Below are 255 nucleotides of genomic sequence, written 5' to 3' on the forward strand. Positions count from 1 at the left end.
CCATCGGCACTGCTCACCGCGAAGGTGTCGGTGTAGGTGGTGCCGGCGGCGAACTCGTTGTGGGCGGAGCTGGCGACGTAGGTCCAGGCACCGCCGGTGCCGATGGAGAACTGGCCGTAGCTGCCGGTGGTGTTGGTTTGGGCGACGAAGGTGGCGGCGCTGTCGACGTCGCTGATGGTCAGGGTGCCGGTGGTGGAAATGTCGACGGCGGCATTAGTCTCGGTGAGGTGGGCGATGTCGGCGGACAGCACGGCC

The 255-nt window shown here is 67.5% G+C and carries 1 protein-coding gene; it reads right to left on the bottom strand.

What is annotated here, in order from left to right:
- A partial coding sequence (locus tag Q8X48_RS30050; RefSeq protein WP_407802693.1) for a VCBS domain-containing protein occupies nt 1-255 on the bottom strand: 255 nt, incomplete at both ends.

This window comes from Pseudomonas sp. QLc11A, assembly GCF_052112305.1.
Taxonomy (GTDB): Bacteria; Pseudomonadota; Gammaproteobacteria; order Pseudomonadales; family Pseudomonadaceae; genus Aquipseudomonas; species Aquipseudomonas laurylsulfatiphila.